Below are 338 nucleotides of genomic sequence, written 5' to 3'. Positions count from 1 at the left end.
CGTTTATGAACTTGAGTTGATGTGAGTCTGTATATTACAACTCGTGAGGGTAATTTTTGTTGTCCAACATAGGCATTCTGAATTTCATAAGTATCTCCTGGTTTTATCTGATGCATGACATGTTCAAGGTCAAGTAAAGCATATAAAGATTGCTTTTTTACTGTCCCATCCCGAAAGAATTCTGGAGATTCATTTTTCACATATACTCTATTATTTAATTTCAACCGTGAAACATAGAATACCCCTCGTTGATCCATCTGATCTAAATCTTTTAGAGAAAAGTATCCTAAATCTCGAATACATAAATCTCCTGGTCGTAAGGTATCCAAACATTCTGT

General features: G+C 34.3%; 1 protein-coding gene. It reads right to left on the bottom strand.

The window, feature by feature from the left end; all coding sequences use genetic code 11:
* A partial coding sequence (locus JDS81_RS31235; protein WP_199688699.1) for a transposase occupies positions 1-338 on the bottom strand: 338 nt, incomplete at both ends.

It is taken from the genome of Bacillus cereus group sp. N31, from assembly GCF_016483245.1.
GTDB classification, from domain to species: domain Bacteria; phylum Bacillota; class Bacilli; order Bacillales; family Bacillaceae_G; genus Bacillus_A; species Bacillus_A toyonensis.
Note: the sequence above shows the minus strand (reverse complement) of the source record. Positions and strands in the feature narration are given on the sequence as shown.